At 59.3% G+C, this 15571-nt stretch carries 15 protein-coding genes; 8 read left to right on the top strand and 7 right to left on the bottom strand.

Annotated elements, in window-relative coordinates; all coding sequences use genetic code 11:
* Position 1: 1 nt before the first annotated feature.
* From HPQ62_RS09240 to HPQ62_RS09220, 5 genes are all read left to right on the top strand, one after another.
* Entirely contained in the window at positions 2–1204 is a 1203-nt protein-coding gene (locus tag HPQ62_RS09240) for an alpha/beta hydrolase family protein (RefSeq protein WP_174802248.1), read from the top strand.
* 86 nt (positions 1205–1290) lie between these two features.
* The gene (locus HPQ62_RS09235; protein ID WP_174802247.1) at positions 1291–2301 is read left to right on the top strand and encodes a TRAP transporter substrate-binding protein; all 1011 of its coding nucleotides are present in this window, start codon (positions 1291–1293) and stop codon (positions 2299–2301) included.
* The gene (locus HPQ62_RS09230) at positions 2301–2933 is read left to right on the top strand and encodes a TRAP transporter small permease (protein WP_174802246.1); all 633 of its coding nucleotides are present in this window, start codon (positions 2301–2303) and stop codon (positions 2931–2933) included. Before HPQ62_RS09235 ends, HPQ62_RS09230 begins: the two co-directional genes overlap by 1 nt.
* Positions 2934–2938: 5 nt before the next feature.
* Positions 2939–4201, top strand: a complete 1263-nt coding sequence (locus HPQ62_RS09225; protein ID WP_174802245.1) for a TRAP transporter large permease — start codon at positions 2939–2941, stop codon at positions 4199–4201.
* Between the two features lie 30 nt (positions 4202–4231).
* Positions 4232–4858, top strand: coding sequence for a cysteine hydrolase family protein (locus HPQ62_RS09220; protein ID WP_174802244.1), 627 nt, complete (start codon positions 4232–4234; stop codon positions 4856–4858).
* 72 nt (positions 4859–4930) lie between these two features.
* Here HPQ62_RS09220 and HPQ62_RS09215 read toward each other — a convergent pair whose 3' ends face one another.
* The 6 genes from HPQ62_RS09215 to HPQ62_RS09190 form a co-directional block, all read right to left on the bottom strand.
* On the bottom strand, positions 4931–6649 hold the full coding sequence (locus tag HPQ62_RS09215; RefSeq protein ID WP_174802243.1) for a thiamine pyrophosphate-requiring protein: 1719 nt from the start codon (positions 6647–6649) through the stop codon (positions 4931–4933).
* A gap of 116 nt (positions 6650–6765) precedes the next feature.
* A complete protein-coding gene (locus HPQ62_RS09210) occupies positions 6766–8271 on the bottom strand; it encodes a tripartite tricarboxylate transporter permease (protein WP_174802242.1) in 1506 nt (501 codons plus the stop codon).
* 2 nt (positions 8272–8273) lie between these two features.
* Positions 8274–8789 (bottom strand): tripartite tricarboxylate transporter TctB family protein, encoded by a 516-nt coding sequence (locus tag HPQ62_RS09205; RefSeq protein ID WP_174802241.1) that lies wholly within the window; start codon positions 8787–8789, stop codon positions 8274–8276.
* A 74-nt stretch (positions 8790–8863) separates the two neighbouring features.
* A complete protein-coding gene (locus HPQ62_RS09200) occupies positions 8864–9829 on the bottom strand; it encodes a tripartite tricarboxylate transporter substrate binding protein (RefSeq protein ID WP_174802240.1) in 966 nt (321 codons plus the stop codon).
* Positions 9830–10117: 288 nt separating this feature from the next.
* A complete protein-coding gene (locus tag HPQ62_RS09195) occupies positions 10118–11305 on the bottom strand; it encodes a serine hydrolase domain-containing protein (RefSeq protein WP_174802239.1) in 1188 nt (395 codons plus the stop codon).
* A 33-nt stretch (positions 11306–11338) separates the two neighbouring features.
* Positions 11339–12358: an amidohydrolase family protein gene (locus HPQ62_RS09190; protein ID WP_174802238.1), complete on the bottom strand. Its 1020-nt coding sequence runs from the start codon at positions 12356–12358 to the stop codon at positions 11339–11341.
* Between the two features lie 731 nt (positions 12359–13089).
* On the opposite strand from HPQ62_RS09190, the gene HPQ62_RS09185 reads away from it, so the two are divergent.
* Both HPQ62_RS09185 and HPQ62_RS21065 read left to right on the top strand, forming a co-directional pair.
* Positions 13090–13848: a helix-turn-helix domain-containing protein gene (locus HPQ62_RS09185; RefSeq protein ID WP_174802237.1), complete on the top strand. Its 759-nt coding sequence runs from the start codon at positions 13090–13092 to the stop codon at positions 13846–13848.
* A gap of 146 nt (positions 13849–13994) precedes the next feature.
* Positions 13995–14327 carry a plasmid mobilization protein gene (locus tag HPQ62_RS21065; protein WP_342343693.1) on the top strand — a complete coding sequence of 111 codons (333 nt, stop codon included), beginning with the start codon at positions 13995–13997 and terminating at the stop codon, positions 14325–14327.
* A gap of 272 nt (positions 14328–14599) precedes the next feature.
* Here HPQ62_RS21065 and HPQ62_RS21060 read toward each other — a convergent pair whose 3' ends face one another.
* Positions 14600–15073 carry a hypothetical protein gene (locus HPQ62_RS21060; RefSeq protein WP_244629619.1) on the bottom strand — a complete coding sequence of 158 codons (474 nt, stop codon included), beginning with the start codon at positions 15071–15073 and terminating at the stop codon, positions 14600–14602.
* Between HPQ62_RS21060 and HPQ62_RS21055 the strand changes: the two genes are divergently transcribed.
* Positions 15072–15569 (top strand): hypothetical protein, encoded by a 498-nt coding sequence (locus HPQ62_RS21055; RefSeq protein ID WP_244629618.1) that lies wholly within the window; start codon positions 15072–15074, stop codon positions 15567–15569. The two genes, HPQ62_RS21060 and HPQ62_RS21055, sit on opposite strands and share 2 nt — an antisense overlap.
* The last annotated feature ends 2 nt before the right edge of the window (positions 15570–15571 follow it).

Here is a 15571-nt window from a genome sequence, read left to right as displayed (position 1 = left end):
TTTGTCTGCAGAGCAGAAGCTGATTGACGAGGTCGTCGACCGCACGGAACCCCATTATCGCGACTATGGCTGGCATCACTGGCCCGAACATCCCTGGATGTCGTACCAGTTCCGCCGCGCGCTTGGCGAAACCCAGGAAGGTGGCGGCGCAATCTCCGAGTGTTTCCAGGCGGCCTCGCGGATGGTGCCCGGCGACAAGGACAGCTGGCGTGAGGAATGGCTTCGTGTTGCAGACCGCAACGACAAGCGTGGCGACGCCGAGGAAAAGGCCGGGCACATCGAGACTGCCAAGGCCTGCTGGTTGCGCGCTGCAGACTATTACCGCCAGGCAGAGTTCTGGCTCGAAGGAGAGGACCCGGCTCGTCTCGAAATCTTCACCAAGATGGAGAACTGCTCGAAGAAGTGGGGCCGGTATCTAAAGCCGGCCATGGAAGAGGTGGAAATTCCGTATCTCGACGGCAAGATGTACGGCTATTTCCTAAAGGCGCCCAAGGCACCATCGCTTTCGCCGGTTGTTATCTGCTTTGGCGGTCTCGACAGCATCAAGGACGAGATGTGGTTCATGAGCGCCCGCGGGCCTTATGAGCGTGGCATATCGGTTCTGATGATCGACGGACCCGGCCAGGGCGGTACGCTGCGGCGCCACGGTATCAATACCCAGCTCGATTATGAAAAGCCTGTCGGCGTGATGATCGACTACCTGCTGTCGCGTGGCGATATTGACGAGAAGCGCATCGCCGTTTGCGGCTCGAGTCTTGGCGGTTTCTACGCGGCGCGCGCCGCATCCTATGAACCACGCATTGCTGCGGCCATCTCCCATGGCGCCGTCTGGGACGTCAACGACCTTTGGGGATCGGCAGGCGATAGCCATGGTCTTGCTGATCACATTACCTGGGTGTTTGGCGGCAAGAACATGTCCGAGGCGCTGCAAAAGGGAAAAGATTTCAAACTCGAAGGCCATATCGACAAGATCAGCTGCCCGTATCTGATCTGCCACGGCGGCTCCGATGTGCTGAGCGTGCGCCAGGCAACCCAGGTCTTCGAATATGCAAAGGAACATGGTGTCGACGTGACGCTCGAAATGGTCAGCGTCGAGGAAACCGGTGCTGAACATTGCCAGCACGACAACCCCACCATCGGTCAGGAAAAGATGGCCGACTGGCTAGCGGACAAGTTCGGTATCGATCAGCGGGAGGGGTACTGACCCGCCGAAACTAATATCGCGCCGCCACAAAGAGGCGGCGCGCGCTCGACCATGAAAACGATACTCAACAAAAAAGGGGAATGAAAATGAAATCCAAGACAACCAAGACACTGCTTCTCGCGCTCGGGACGGCCTGCATGGCACTCAACGCAGGCGTCGTTGCGGCACAGCCGATGAAGATCGCCCATGTTGTTCCGCCTGGCGACCCGCGTGACCTCGGCGCCCATGAGGTTGCCGACCTTCTCGCTGCCGATGAAAGTTGCGAAATCGAAGCCACGGTTTATCCGTCCGGTCAACTGGGCGGCACCACCGACCTGATCGAAGGCATGCAGATCGGCTCGATCGAAGCTGTCGTGCTTCCTGCCTCCTTCCTCGTCGGCTTCGAACCCAAGATCGGCATCTTCGACTTTCCCTTCTTCTGGCCGACGGATGAAGAAAAGCTGATTGAGTTGCAGAAGGGCGAAGCGATGGCCAACCTGCTCGCCAGCACCGAGGAGCAGGATGTCGTCAGCCTCGCGGCATGGCATACTGGCTACAAGGAATGGACCGGCAACAAGCCGTTGCAGTCGCTTGATGACTACGCCGGCCTCAAAGCCCGCGTCATGCCTTCGCCTGTTCTGGTCGAACAGCAGACGCTTCTCGGCCTCAACCCCGTCAACATGCCGTTTTCGGAGACCTACAGCGCACTGCAAAATGGCACGATCGATGCTCAGGAGAACCCGCTGGTAACCAGCTACGTGATGAAGTTCTACGAGGTCCAGAGCGATATCACCATGACCAATCATGGCAATCTTGACCAGATCTTCATGGTCTCCAAGCCCTGGTATGATGCGCTCAGCGAAGACTGCCAGACGGCTGTCAGGAACGCCGCCGTCAGCGCTGGTCAGCTTGTTGCGGACAAGACGGACGAAATGACCAGCACCGCCATGGACGCTTTCGCTAAAGCAGGTGTTGCCGTCCACGAACTGAGCGACGAACAGTATGCCGCTTTGAAAGAAGCAACGCTCCCCGGCGTTGAAGCTTTCTACGTGGAACAGGTGGGTCCTGAAGGCCAGGAAATCATCGATTCCTTCAAGGCCGAGATGGGCACCGAATAATGACCGACACGGTTGAAAGCCGGAATGCCGGCCCGAAGCCGGTGATGATACGCATTATCCATGCGTTTGATCGGGTGCTCAAGGCACCCGATCTCGTGGTTTCGTATCTCATCGGGGTGGCGCTTATTGCCATCATGGGCACGCTCTTTGTCAGTGCCGCCGGCCGCTATCTGATCGGCTTCAGCCTGATCGGCGGCGAGGAAGCCGCCCGCTACATGATGGTGTGGATGACGTTTCTCGGCATGTACATGCTGATCCGGAAGCGCTCCCATATCGCCATCGACATTCTGCCGCGCTTCGCGCCGTTCGCGATCACCCGCTGGGTGGGGGTCGCCATCGGCATTCTGGGCACGTTCATGATGGTCTATATGCTGCATTTTGGTGCGGCACTCGCAGACCGTATGCTCTCCGGCGGACAGACAAGCCCGGTGCTGCCGATCCCGCGTGGCATTCTGCACCTCTCGATGCCGGTCGGCGCAGCCCTCAGCGCGCTGGCCTATCTGCATATGACCCTGTCCTTCCTGTTTGACCCGGAAAGCGAACGAGCCGCGATGGTCAAGGACGAGGACCTCGCCGAGCAATTCGACCAGAACGCAGAAGCGGAAGCCTCTGCAAACATCGTAAAGCCCTGAAAACCATGGCGATTCTTGTTTTTTCACTTGTGCTGGTCGCTCTTCTGGCCCTTTCATTTCCGATCTTTCTCGGCATCCTGACCGCGACCGTCGGAACGTTCGAGATATTCGGCCCGCACATGCCCTCGATGGTCATGTCCCAGCGCGTGATCGAAGGCGTCAATGTTTTCTCGCTGATTGCTGTGCCGCTCTTCATCTTCGCTGCCGACATCATCGCCCGCGGCGAGATCGGTTCACGCCTCGTTGGACTGATGGAAGCGCTTGTCGGCCACGTCACGGGCGGCCTCGCCATGGCAACGGTGATCTCATGCGCCTTTTTCGGCGCGATCAGTGGCATCGGCGCCGCCGCCGTGGTGTCCATCGGGCCCATCGTCTACCCCTCGCTGCTGCGGCAGGGCTATAGCCGTTCCTTTTCCGTCGGACTGATCCTGTCCGCCTCCACGCTCGCCATGCTGATCCCTCCTGGGGTCGCGATGATCCTTTATTCGGTTCAGACATCGGCATCCGTCGGCGCGGTCTTCCTGGCGGGGCTCGCGGCAGGCGTCTTGTTTGTGCTCGCCCTGACGATCTACGTCTATATTCATGCAAAGCGTCACGGCATCACCGGAGCTGAGCCGACAAGCTGGGCACAGCGCTGGCACGCCGGCAAGCGGGCATTCTGGGCGCTCGGCTTGCCCGCCGTCATTTTCGGCGGCATCTACGGCGGCGTGTTTACCCCGACCGAAGCCGCCGCTGCGGCCTGTGTCTACGCCATCATAGTGGAATGGCTGATTTACCGGAACATGGGCCTGCGTGAATTGTTCTCGGTCTCGCGGTCATCCGGTATCGTCATCGCCAGCCTGCTGATCCTGATCGCCGTCGGCAGCGCCATGGGCTGGTATCTCACCTTGCTGCAGGTACCCCAGATGATCAGCGGTGTTCTCGGCGGGATGCCTGGCTGGGCCGTGCTCTTGATCATCAACGCGATCTTTCTCGTCGCCGGCATGTTCATCGATCCAAACTCCGCCATCATTGTCCTGGCGCCGCTCGTCTATCCCAGCGCCGTTGCCATTGGGGTCGACCCGACGCATCTCGGAGCCATTCTGGTCTTCAATCTTGCTATCGGCATGATCTCCCCGCCCTTCGGTCTCAACATTTTCATCGGCACAGCCACGTTCCGCATCGGTTACCTAGAGGTCGTCAAGAGCCTCATTCCGTTCATTATTCTCGCGCTGATCGTACTGGCGATTGCCACTTACATTCCAGCTTCAGTGCTCTGGCTTGTCTAGACGTGCTGTCCTTGAAAGGAAGGAAACATCATGGATTTTGGAGTCGACACTGCCAAGGCAGCCGTCATTGCCATCGACCTGCATCGGGGACATCTGGACCCGAGCGTCGCGACCATGCCGCTTGAGGCAGAAAAGGCCGCGCGGGTGGTTGAGAACAACCGGATCTTCTTCGATAAGTGCCGTGCGGCGGGCATTCCGATCGTCCATCTCGTGACCCGTTATCGCGATGTCGCGGAGATCCGTTCCAATCCGTTCTGGCGCACGCGCGCCGACGATCCGAATGCCTCCCGCAAGAATGTCGAGCATCACAATCTTGACGGCATGCCGGGCTGCAATATCATGCCCGAACTTCTGCACAAGGACGACATGATCGTCGACACGAAGAAGCGTTACGATTGCTTCGTCGCCACCGATCTCGACTTCACGCTGCGCCGCCATGGGATCAACACGTTGCTGATGACCGGGGTGAATACATCGAGCTGTGTACTTGCGACATCGATCCGCGCCAACGTCCTCGACTACGCGACGATCTGCATTGAGGAATGCGTGGACACAATGGACGGCCCTGTTTTGCACGAAGCCGCGTTGACCTGCCTCAGGGCGGCATTCGGCTGGGTAATGAGCGGAGATGAAGCGCTCGGACATCTCGCCGGCTGAGATCCCATCGACTTGAAGCAAAAAAGCCGGCTCGCTTTCGCGGCCGGCTTTTTTCGCTCTGGCGGAATGTGCTCAGAGCGGCTTTTCCGACGCCTGAATCGTTATGTTGACGACGGCGCTCACGCCGCCATTCACAGCCTCGAGCGCTGCTGCAAGCACCGGTTCCAGCTGGTCATGGGTCTCCACGCGTCCGCCCCATGCACCACAGGCTTCGGCGATCTTCTCGAAGGCTGGTGGATCCGTGAGATCGACGCCCACATAGCCTTCCGTCGCCTGAATGCCTTCTGGGAAGCTGTCGCGTGTTGCCAGTCGCACCGAGTTATAGCAGGCATTGTTGACGATGACGAAAAGCACGGCGATGCCTTGCGTCTTCGCCATCCACAGCGCCGCACTCGGCACACCGAACATGAACGAACCGTCCCCCGTGACGCAAACGACGGTCTTTTCCGGATCAGCAAGCTTGGCGCCAAGCGAAGCGCCGAGACCCCAGCCGAGGAACGACCCGCCATTGCGCATATAGCTACCTTCCTCGCTCGGCCTGAAGCCAAGCGCCAGCGGATTGCCTGAGGTTACCGCCTCCTCGTAAAGCTGAGCATCCGGGCAGAGCTTAGACAATGCGCGCCCGACCATGAAGGGTGTGATCGCGTTGGTGCCGGGGCTTGCCTCACGCGCTTCAAGCGCCTGCATCAGGCTGTTGTGGCGTTCAGCGGTTGACCTTTTGCGTGTTTCAAGTCGCTGGCGCGCCTCGGTGGAGAGTGACGGCAGGATCCGATCGGCGGCCTTCATCAGTGATCTCAGGCCGGCAAGCGTGTTGCAGGCGAGAACCTCGTCGGCGGGAAAGCCCCAGGTCACCAGGTTTTGCTGGATCGGATCCGGACCCATATGGGTGATGTGCAGGTCGTCGCGCAACGGCCTGTCAGCCGGAACGAAGGGGACGTCGTGGTCGAGCACCAGAATGGCATCGGCCTCGCCGACCCATCTTTCCGGGTTGAAGCCGAGATGCAATGGATGTTCGAGCGAGGCATTGAACCTGCCGCGATATTCGGTAATCGGCAGGTTCAGCACCTCGGCGAAGGCAACGATCGCGTCGCGGTGCGCGCGGGTCCGGCCGCCGTATCCGGTCACGAGAAGCGGAAACTCTGCCTCCAGCAGGCGTCGCACCAGTGCTTCTGCAGCCTCCTCATCGAGGCCGGGAAGGCGTACAGGACGGCTGCGCATTCGGCCGAGCTGGAGCTGCTTCGGTGTCTCTTCCATCAGTGTTTCGCGTGGAAAAGCCAGATAGACCGGGCCCTCGGGCTCGCTGTTGGCCATCTGAAACGCACGATCGACTGCGAGGCCAACCGCCGAAGCATGGGCAACAACCTGCTGCCATTTCACATAGTTGCGCACGAGCGCACCCTGGTCCGGCACATCCTGAAGCCAGTTGATGAATTTGGCCCGGGCGCCGGGGACGGTCGTGTCCAGAGAAAGCGGGCTCATTCCGGCGCAGAGAACCAGCGGAATGCGGCTCGCTCGGGCATCATTGAGACCGCCCGTAGCATTGGCGGTGCCCACGTCGACATGGACAAAAGCCACCTGGGCCCGACCTGTTGCGAGATAGTAGCCCTGAGCGGCGGTCACCGCGACAATCTCATGTGGGCAGAGCACGAGTTTCGGCACGGCTACACCCTCCTGTTTCAGCCTCGCCCAGGCTTCCTGCAGCGGTGGGGTATCTGTGCCCGGATTAATAAAGATGGCATCGCAGCCCTGTTCGATCAGACCTCTTAAAAACCATTCCGCGACGGTGGCCATGGGCTTAACTCCTTTTAGAAAATCCGGCTTCATCGGGTATTGCGAGCCAGCCGGGCAAAAGTGATGGTGTAACCTGCGGCGACCGAGCGTATCTCCCGGTGCCGCTTCTGCTGGACCTATGTGCTTTCAGCGCTTGCCGGCGTCCGTGTCTGGCGGAACAGCTTGACCTCCCGCCAGACGGCGTAAGCCAGGATAGCGAGCGTCAGGACAAGGAAGCCGCCCGAGATCGGGCGCGAGAAGAACATGCCCAGATCGGCTCCCGGCAGCATGAGCGACGACCTGAAATTGGTCTCCATGATCGGCCCCAGGATGAGGCCCATGGCAACAGCCAGAACCGGAAATCCTCCACGCTGGCAGAGATAGCCGATGATACCGAAGATGATGGTGAGCCAGAAGTAATAGACGTGACCATAGGAGATCGCCGGCCCGGTGATGGAGATGATAAGGATGACCGGGATCAGGTATCGCTTCCTGATGGCTGCTATCGCGGCGACCCAGCGCGTGAACATCATGCCAAGAACAAAGATCAGCAGATTGGACAGGATCATCGTGCCAAAGATGACGTAGACGAGGTCGGCGTGATCGGTAAACAGGCCTGGCCCGGGGATAAGGCCATGCACAAACATGGCGCCGAGCAGGAGCAGCGTGTTGATGTCGCCTGGAATGCCCAACGCGAGCAGCGGTATCATCGTGCCCCCGGTTGAGGCGTTATTGGCCGATTCCGAAGCGGCCACGCCCTCTTCCGATCCATTGCCGAACCGTTCCCGCTCCTTCGACAGGCTGCGTTGGGCATTGTAGCTCAGATAGGAGGCAACGGTTGCTCCGGTGCCGGGGAGGACGCCGACCAGCGTTCCGATGATGCTGGACCGGAAAATCGTTGGCGCGAGGCTTGGCAGAAGCGGAAATGCTGTGCGCATGCCTGAAAAACGGCTCTGTTCCGGTGGCGTTTCGCCCGGCGATTCAATCATGCGAAAGACCTCCGCCACGCAGAACAGCCCGATCGTCGCAGGAACCAGAGGCACGCCGATCATCAGTTCGCTCATGCCGAAGGTGAATCGCGGAAATGGCGTGATCGGATCGATCCCGATCGTTGACAGCAACAGGCCGAGGCAGGCGGCAATGATGCCGCGCGCCAGTGAGGGGGAGGAAAAGACGAAGACGACGGTGGTCGCGAAAAGGCAGAGCGAGAAATATTCCGGACCACCGAACCGCAGGGCGACCTGTGCGAGTTCGCGAGAAAGGAAAACGAGGAGAACGCAGCTTATCACGCCGCCGATCGTGCCCGACAGGATCGATACGCCGAGAGCTTCGCCGGCACGGCCCTGGCGCGTCAGCGGAAAGCCGTCGGCTGTCGTCACGGCAGCGGAAGGCGTGCCGGGCAGGCCCATCAGAATGGCGGGGACGGAGCCGCCGTACATTGACCCCACATAGATCCCGAGGAGCAGGACAAAGGCCGTGTCTGTGTTGAAGGAGAAGGTGAACGGAATCAGGACGCCGATGGCAATTGCAGGCGTCAGCCCGGGGATCGCTCCGACAATGATGCCTGCCATGACGGCGATCACCATCAGCGCCATGTTCTGCGGATCGCCAAGCACAGAGAAAGACGAGAGAAGCGTGTCCATTTTCAGCCCATCCGAATGATCTGGGAAAGATCGAAGATCGAGCCTTCGGGAATGCGTGCGTCAAGCAAGGTCCCGAAGGCGAACTGAAGCAGCAGCGGCATGACGATCGCTATTGCCAGTGTGCGAAGCCATCCGAGCGAGCAGACGCGGCCGATCACCACGATCAGAGCGAAGGACGCAAAGATGAAACCGGTGAGCTGCATGAGCGCGGGATAAAGAAGCGCGAGGATCATGCAGACGAGGACGCGCCATGTTGAAGACGATTCAGCACGAACGCCCTGGCGCACCTGCGAAAGGAAGTCGCTGAAGGTCTGTCCAAGGGACTGGTGCTGATGGCGGGCATGATAGAGTCGAACGACCTCTACCAGTGCTGCAAGTCCGATGATCCCGCATAGGACACGCGGAACGATGGCCGGGCCTCCGGGATCAGACATCAGTGTGGTCAACCCGAGGCTGCCCCAGAAAAATGCGACGGCAATACCCAGAGAGGAAAGGCAGACAAGGCCTGCAGTGAACATGGTTTGATCCTGAAACGGCTATGAGCAAAGGAGGATTGGCGAAACCGGCCCCGGGGGAGGGGCCGGCTTTCCGATTATTGCTGCCGCATCAGCTCGACGACATGCTCCATCTGTCTGCTGGTCTCGAGCAGTTCCTCCCGATAGTCTTCGGGACCGACGCTGTGCAGTGACAGTCCGACGGTGTCCAGCTCGGCCTGGAAATCCGTGTTTTCGCGGACGGTTTCAAGCGCTGCTGTCAATCTCGCCTTCACCTCCTCAGGCGCCCCCTTCGGTGTCGCCACGCCATAGGAGTGCTCCCAGACGATATCATAGCCAAGCTCCCTGGCAGTCGGCACATCGGGCAAGGCCTTCGTCCGGGTTGCACCAAAATAGGCGATATAGCGCATGTCTCCGGACTGGACGTGGGCAAGAGACTGCTTGGCGAAACTGGAGATCAGGTCGATGTGGCCGCCGAGGAGAGCCGCATTGACCTGAGGCGTGCCCTCATGGGCGACGACATTGATTCTGATGTCGGCGGCCTCAGCCAGAAGAACAAGCGGCTGGTGATGGATGCCGCCGATATTGGTGACACCGATGGAGAGGCCATCGGGGTTTTCCTTCGAAAGGCGGATGAAGTCATCAAGCGTTTCGATTTCGCTGTCGGCAGGGGCCACAAGAACAGGCGCTTCCACGGCAAAACTGCCGAGAATGTCGAAATTGTCGACTTCGATCCCCGGCGTGCCGAGTGGCTTGTATTTGGGCAGATCACTCAGGGCGGTCGTCAGCGTGTAACCATCGGGATCCGCATCGCGCGCGGTCATGTAGCCGATTGTGCCCGAAGCGCCGGTGACGTTCTGGACGGTGATCGGCTGACCGAGTTCCTCTTCATAGTATTTTGTGAAAATGCGGGTCGCAGTGTCGGCGCCGCCGCCGGGCGACCACATGAGGATCCAGTCGATGGAGCGATCCGGATAGTCCTGGGCTGTCGCTGCCGGGGCTCCCGCCAGGAGGCCCGCGGCCATCACGCCCGCAGTCGCGAAAAGACGCAGTTTGTCGAACATTTTTCGTTCCCCTTTTTCGTGCGCGCGGCAGATTGGCGCATTTGGCTGTCATTTGATTGAAATGGGCTGCCATCCAAAACTTAACGGCAAATGCATTCTGATATCAAGTATCTAATATCCAATATATCGCAAAACTGAACGATGTCTCTGTTCGGTTTGATTCTCCTGTTTGTCAATCGGTTGACCAGAATGTTCGGTGAACGGGCTCGGACGAACGAACGCTGCCGCTTGGGGCACGACATTATGAGGTGCGGTCGGGCGAATGCACCGACAGGCGTCCGGGCATTTTCAGAGCCGGGAGAAAGCTGCCTCAACGAGCGCCTCGGTTCGCTCTCCGACGCTTTCGCCGCCGCATTGGAAGTTTGACTGGGCAGCGAAGGAAAGCCTTCTTTCGGGATCGGCAAAGGCAAGTGTTCCGCCTGAGCCGAAAAAGCCGTAGGCGTTCATATTTGGGCCCATTGGCACCCAGCCCGGCTTGTTCTTGAAGAACCCGACCGCCATGCGCAGCGGGCGCTCCAGGATAGCGTCCCTGTCCGTCTCCCATTGCAGAACGTGCAGGTTTTGGACAGCCTCCGACGACAGCAGCCGGACCCCGTTGAGCGTGCCCCCATTGGCAAGCGCCGCGTAGATTGTTGCCTGGCCGCGCGCATTGCCGTGGCCACCGAAGGAAGGCAGGAGAGCGGTTCTGACCTTTGGCGTGTTCAGGGCGTCGGCATTCCATGGCTTGGCCATCGCGTTCCAGGCCCGTCCGATGGTCGAGCCAGGGGTTTGTCCACGCAGATATTGGAGGTTCGGCGTTTCAGACGGATAAAGCGTCGCCACACGGTCGAGATCGCTCTCGGCAAGCCCCATGTGATAATCCACGCCCAGCGGCCCGCAGACATTTTCCTGAAGAAACCTGTCGATCCTCTGACCGGTAACCTTCTCGACCAGCGTGCCGACGAGATAGCCGAAATTGGTAGTGTTATAGGCCGGTTGGGCGCCTGGCGGCCAGGCTGGTGCCTGAAGCTCCAATGCGCGCCTCATGGCTGGAAAGTCGAAGATGTCGCCTTCGGAGGAATGATCGTTGAAAACCATTCCGCAGCAATGGGAGAGGATATGCCGGACCAGGATCCCGGATTTTTCCGAGCCGCCATCGAGGAATTCGGGCCAGTAGAGTGAAACCGGCGTGTCGAGATCAATCTTGCCACGGTCGGCCAGAATATGGATACAGAGTGCGCCCATGCCCTTGGCGAGTGAAAACAGGACAGAAACGGTGTTGGCTTGCCACGTCTTCTGTTGTTCCAGGTCAGCGAAGCCGCCCCACAGGTCAACGACCCTTTCGCCCTCCTGAAAGATCGTGACAGCCCCCCCGATTTCCCGACGCATCTCGAAATTGCTCCGGAACGCTGCCAATACGGGCAGGAACTGCGGAGCACAGCTTCCGGCAATGTGCCCCGTATATCCGCGAACCTCGACTGCCTCTTCGATCTTCATGTCAGGTGCGCCATGGTTTGGGAGGGGTCGGTTTCACAGGCGGAGCAGGTTTGCCGCATTGCCGTTGAGGATGCGTGCCTTGTCGTCGTCTCCGAGCGTGGCAAGCTTTTCGACGGGCGTGCGCGGCTGCTCGAGCCCCATGTCGAAACAATAGTCACTTCCAAGCATGATGCGGTCGGAGCCGACTTGTTCCACCAGAAAGGCGAGCGATTGTGCGTCATGCGTGATGGTGTCGTAGAAGAAGCGGCCGGCATACTGGCGCGGATCAGTTTCAAGGTGGACACATTCGGGTCGCACCGACCAGCCGTGCGAAATCCGGCCGAGCAGGAATGGAAGTGCTCCGCCGCCATGGGGTAAAGCGACTTCGAGCTTCGGGAACGCATCTAGCACCCCGGAAAAGATCAGATGTGCGGCGGCTACCGCCGTGTCGAACGGGTTGCCGAGAAGGTTTGAAAGGAAATACTTGCTGAGGCGATCGCTCATGCCGAGCACCTTCAGCGGATGCAGGAATATTGGCAGGCCAAGCTCCTCAAGAACGGCATAGACCGGCCAGAACTTCTTGTCGCCGAGATCGTCATCATTGATTGCCGTGCCGAGATAGACGCCCTTGATGCCGGGAATGCCTGCCACGCGCCGCGCTTCGGCGATAGCCCTTTCGGGATGCTGCATGGCAAGGGTCGCGAAGCCGAAAAGCTTCTCTGGCGCATGCTCATGCGCTGCAGCAAGCGCGTCGTTGAAGGTTTGCGCCAACCGGTCGGCCGTCTGCTCGTCAGCCCAGTAGACCATCGGCTGGGTCAAGGACAGAACCTGTTTTTCGACACCGCTTTTCTCCATGTCGGCGAGGCGCATATCGAGATCGATAAATCGGGGTGCAATCGGACCGGTGAAAAGCGGGCCAACCTTGACGGCCGGGTGGCCATGGAATTCAAAGACTTCCGCTCCTGCTCCGGCTGCGGCATCGAGGTAGCTCTGCGGAAAATAATGCGCGTGGATATCAATGGCGCGATGGCGCGAGCCACATCCGCAGCCGCAGGGCGTTTGACCGGCAGTCATGTAAAGTCCTTCATATTCAGTCGGCGATAGCAATGATATTTCTTATCTAATATATTAGATAAAATTGGTTGGCAATCTTTTCTAAGCGTTTTGTGAACCCGCCTCGTTCGATGGAACAATCGGATAGGCGGCGCGTATCATTCAGATATTGCGAACACGACGTCGATCGCCATGGCAACAAACAGATCGTGTCCCATGGCGTGGGGTAGCGTCGGCGTTCACCGTTCCTTCCGGAGAGGGGCGGAGAATGGATCAGCGGGCCGCAGGCAGGCTGATGAGCGAAACATTGTGGCGATATGAGCCGGTGCACAAGCGGATGTTTTGCTGCTGGGTCTGACAGAGGCAGATGAAGCCGGCTTGTCGGTGTTATAGCGTCAACGTTCTCCAGCTGGGGCTTACCGGCATCCATTTTTCAATCCATGGGGAATGGTCGACATCGGCAGCAAGCCGATTGAAGACGACGAGGCCTCCAAGGCCCGCCGTCGGTGTCTGCACAAAAACCGACTTTTGTCGCAAAGTCGGCGTTTCCGTGTCGGACGATATATGTGGCGATGGACAGAAATGGTGGGCCTGGAGGGCCTACCTAAAACAAGCAAAAACAATGACTTGTCTATAAGTGAGACGGTTCTGCCTCCTTATGCATTTCAATGGCTTACGAACGCCCCTGTCCCACTTTTTCCGATCTTCAAGGCTGAGAATACCTCCTTCGCGATGAGCCGCAGGAGGCGCACATGACTGTCTCTCGACCATTCCGAGAAGTGAAATTGCAGTGGCTGCAGCAGCTGAGCTGTGACGCGGAGCTGAGTGACAACGCCAAATGCGTAGCGCTCTATATCATTACCACACATTTGAACGGCCACACCGAGAAGGCGTGGCCGTCCTATCAAACGATTGCCGACGCAACCGGCAAGAGCGTCAAGACCATTCAGCGCGCCATTCGCGAACTCGAAGCCACAGACTGGTTTGATGTTCGGCGCGGAAACGGTGTCGGGCACAATACGGAATATCGCCCTTCAGCATCGTCTATTTTACGCGCATCGGAATCCCGTGAAAAGACAGACAAGATTGTCCGCCTTTACCCGAAAAAAGGCGGTCAGATTTGTCCAGAAAGACAGTCAGATATGTCTCTGGAAGGGGGACAAAAACGACCGCTGAATCCAGAGAAAGAAATAAATAAAAAACCTAACGCGCGAGGGACAGGCCAACCGTCTGGCTCTCACCAATCAATGCCGCTTGTTTTCTTGATGGCTGGTCAGACGTCACAGGTTGATCGCTGGCTGGCTTGGCTTGCCAAACATCGGATGCCGCCTCTCGCTGCATTCGGTATTGAGACGAAGAACTCCGGCCGCGGCGGATACCGTCTGCCGAGCTACTGGCCGCCGAGCGAAGATAGTCCCGAGGAGGAGGCCTGCCTCCAGTTCTTCCGCGAGAGAATCAGCAAAAGCTCCAATGCCATCAGACCAAGTTCCAGCGCTGGAGGTGTGTCATGAGCGCTGGCGATGTGAAGACAGCAAGGCGACCCCTGTCATACGCTGGCGCTTCTGACCGGGAGCCTTGCGAGGGGCGGCGAGCCTCCCCTTCGAACCCCACCGGCGCAGGCCGTAGCCGTGCAAAAGAACCGCTCACCGAGACCTTTGTGTTTCGCTGCACGGCGCAGGAAAAGGTCAAGCTTCGCGCCAAGGCCGATGCGTCGAATGTCTCCGCAGCGATGCTCTTGCGGGAAACGCTCGGCCTCGTTTCAGCGAGTCGCCGCCGTCCTGTACCCGCTGCGGCTCCCGAGCTTCTTGCTGCCCTGTCGCGCATCGGCGGCAATCTCAATCAGATTGCCCGATGGTTGAACACCGCCGAAGCACGCGGCGACGTTGCCCGCATTGATGCGATTGCCGTTGCCGCCGGTCTCGTCGGCGTTGAGCGCGCATTGTCGGAGGCCTTGGCTCAGAATGCCCGCAAGGGTGACCGGCCATGCTGATCAAGTTCTTTCGCAACGGTCAGGGCGGTGGTGCAGGACCGGTCAACTATCTTATCGACCGCGAGGTCGTCGCCTATGACGAGAACCGCAACGCCATCCGTGATGCGTCAGGCGCGGTGCACATGCTCGCCCGCGATCCGTTGCCGGAAGTGCTGCAAGGCAATCCCGATCTGACACGCGGCCTGATTGATGCCTGCCCGCATCAATGGTCCTACCGCGCTGGCGTGATTGCCTTCACGGCGGAAGATGCCCCGAGTGATGAGCAACAGCGGTCAGTGATCGAGGCTTTCGAGCGTCTGGCCTTTGCCGGGCTTGAGGCCGACCGGCGCGATATTCTCTGGGTGCGCCATACCCATGAGCAGCGTGTCGAACTGCACTTCGTCACGCCGCGCATGGAGCTTGAGAGCGGGCGCAGCCTCAATATCGCGCCCCCTGGCTATCGCAAGCACTACGACGCCCTGCGTGATGTGCTGAACAAGGAATTCGGCTGGAGCGATCCGCTTGCGCCGGAACGGGCTCGGGAAACCGTCAGCCTGATTGAAAGCGTGCGCCGGGGCGAGGCGCGCACATTGATCCATGACTGGATCGTCGACCGGGTTGAAGCCGGTTCTATCCACGATCGCCCAAGCATAATGTCCGCGCTTGAGGGCGCGGGCTTCGATCTTCCCCGACAAGGCAAAAACTACATCACCGTCCGCGACCCGCAAACGGATGAACGCTGGCGGCTCAAAGGAGATTTTTTCCATGAAGACTGGACCCGACAGAAAACCCTTGAGCGAGCGCTTGAAAGAGGTGCTGGCGCAACACCAAGCCGAAGCGGGAGCCGCCTCGACGGGCTCACCCTCGAAGAGCTGCAAGACCGACTGCGAGGCAGTGTTGAGCGACTGGCGCGCTATAATCGCGAGCGATTTGGCCGCAGTGGTGGAAGACAACGCGCAGCAGATGTACCTGATCCGGCGCGAGACCGAACGGGAGCTTTCCCGCCTTCGGATGATGAAGCGACCGGTGCTGCTGACCGCGAACACGATCAGCGCGGCCGTGATCGCGGCGAGCGCGGTCATAGCGGCAATCGCAGCGGGGATCATCTTGACCAAGGCGCAGAGTGTGACCCTCTCGCACGCGGACCTTCCGAACAATACAGCCGTGCCGGAAACACACCTTTCATGGAGCGGGGCGATCCCGACCGATTGCCGGATTGGCTTCGAAGGGAAAGCCTGCCTGCCGGTCGTGGAGGCCGGATAGAC

This window comes from Martelella limonii (assembly GCF_013344475.1).
Taxonomy (GTDB): domain Bacteria; phylum Pseudomonadota; class Alphaproteobacteria; order Rhizobiales; family Rhizobiaceae; genus Martelella; species Martelella limonii.
Note: the sequence above shows the minus strand (reverse complement) of the source record. Positions and strands in the feature narration are given on the sequence as shown.